Raw genomic sequence first — 1,055 nt, 5'->3', positions numbered from 1 at the left:
GATGCGGCGAATTACTGGTTCACTGCGGTCAGTATCCTCGGCGCGTCGATCACGCCGTCGCTGTACCTGTTCTATTCCTCGGGCGCCGTCGAGGATCACTGGGACCACAGTTATCTCGGCGCCAATCGCGCAATCGCTGGTCTCGGTATGGCATTTGGCGGGGCTATATCGCTCGCGGTGCTCGTCGCGGCGGCGTGCGTCTTTCCGGCGCACGGCATTACGCGCGTCGACGACTACCAGCAGTTGCCCTTGCTTTTGATCGCAGTCTTCGGCTTCTGGGGGTTCGTGCTGTTTGTCGCCTCACTCGCCGTCGCGTGCCTCGGAGCGACTCTGGAGATCGCACTGGAGCAGGCGTATCTGGTGGCGCAGGGCTTCGGCTGGAACTGGGGCGAGAATCGCAAGCCGCGTGATGACCCGGGGTTCAGTCTGTTCTACACGTGCGCGCTCGCAATCAGTGCGATCCCGATAGCCGCGGGCGCCGACCCACTCAAGTTGACCGTGTTCTCCATGGCGCTCACCGCAATGAGCCTGCCCCTTACTGTCGTGCCGTTCCTCTCGTTGATGAACGACGAGAGCTATGTCGGATCCCATCGCAACGGCGCGTTCTCCAATGCGGTGGTCATCGCGATCGTCGCGCTCAGCTTCGTGCTGGCGATCGTCGCGCTGCCGCTGCAGATACTCGGAGGCAACTGATGGATCTTGTGCGAGATGTACTGGACAAACAGTTGGTGGGCCGGGACGGCGCAAAGATGGGCCGGGTTGACGGTATCGTCGCCGAACTGCGACCGGGCCTGCCGCCTCGCGTGATTGCGATCGAAACAGGCCCGGTTACCTTGGCGCGGCGCGTTGGCGAGCGCGCCGCGTCTTTGGTTACGTGGTGCATCGCCAAGATTGCCGGCGCACGCTACACCGAGCCCTACCGGATTCCTTGGAGCCGGGTCCGCCGCATTGAAATCGACATTGAGGTGGATGTGGACCTAGCGGACACGCCACTTGGCAAGTATCAGCGCTGGCTGCGCGAGCACATCGTCGCGCATCTGCCGGGGTCGCGCTAA

At 62.9% G+C, this 1,055-nt stretch carries 2 protein-coding genes; both read left to right on the top strand.

The window, feature by feature from the left end:
• On the top strand, nt 1-693 hold a 693-nt coding region (locus AWB74_RS44800), incomplete at its 5' end, for a divalent metal cation transporter (protein ID WP_143749552.1).
• A complete protein-coding gene (locus AWB74_RS44795) occupies nt 693-1,055 on the top strand; it encodes a hypothetical protein (RefSeq protein WP_061152835.1) in 363 nt (120 codons plus the stop codon). The genes AWB74_RS44800 and AWB74_RS44795, both read left to right, overlap by 1 nt.

This window comes from Caballeronia arvi, assembly GCF_001544695.2.
Lineage (GTDB): Bacteria > Pseudomonadota > Gammaproteobacteria > Burkholderiales > Burkholderiaceae > Caballeronia > Caballeronia arvi.
Note: the sequence above shows the minus strand (reverse complement) of the source record. Positions and strands in the feature narration are given on the sequence as shown.

Excerpts from the sequence above, each read along its gene's own strand:
- AWB74_RS44795 (WP_061152835.1), top strand. The coding sequence starts at position 693 with ATGGATCTTGTGCGAGATGTACTGGACAAACAGTTGGTGGGCCGGGAC.